The following is a 276-nucleotide window of genomic DNA, read 5'->3' on the forward strand; positions in this document are numbered from 1 at the left end:
GGGCGGGAGTTCGACTCCCGGCGCAAGCGTCGACAACTGAATGAAGTTGCGCGAGTTGAGCGGAAGCGCCACAACGGCAGACCCGGCGATGCTTGTCTGGATGTTACTTGTCTGCGCCTGCAGTATCGGCTCGTCCGCAGTTACGGTGATGGTCTGCTGGTCCGTGCCGAGCGAAAGGGATAGATCGGCATGCAGAGTCTGGCCGAGCACGAGAGTCAGACCGGAGCGCACAAGGCGCTGAAACCCCGGCGCAGCCACTGCGACCGAGTACAGGCC

General features: G+C 63.0%; 1 protein-coding gene. It reads right to left on the reverse strand.

Features of this window, described 5'->3' with window-relative positions:
- On the reverse strand, positions 1 to 276 hold a 276-nt coding region (locus AB1471_RS17295), incomplete at both ends, for a peptidase associated/transthyretin-like domain-containing protein (protein WP_367780970.1).

The sequence above is a fragment of the Jeotgalibacillus marinus genome (assembly GCF_040801915.1).
GTDB lineage: Bacteria > Bacillota > Bacilli > Bacillales > Jeotgalibacillaceae > Jeotgalibacillus > Jeotgalibacillus marinus.